Below are 208 nucleotides of genomic sequence, written 5' to 3' on the forward strand. Positions count from 1 at the left end.
TGGAAGAGCCGTGAGGTTTGGAGCTGACTGGTACTAATAGATCGAGGGCTTTACTTAAACAAAAACATTAAGCAGAAATGTGCAACAAATATATATAACTTCTATGTGGTTTTCAGAGTACAAACTCTGATAGATTCAGTGGCGATGGCTATGAGGATCCACCTGTTCCCATCTCGAACACAGTAGTTAAGCTCATAAACGCCGAAAG

Annotated in this window: 1 rRNA gene; it reads left to right on the top strand. The window is 40.9% G+C overall.

Annotated elements, in window-relative coordinates:
• Positions 1-134 precede the first annotated feature (134 nt).
• Positions 135-208, top strand: a 5S ribosomal RNA gene (rrf, locus tag ACSV5T_RS10545); the annotation flags it as partial.

It is taken from the genome of Veillonella sp. ZSJB6 (assembly GCF_051549505.1).
GTDB lineage: Bacteria > Bacillota > Negativicutes > Veillonellales > Veillonellaceae > Veillonella.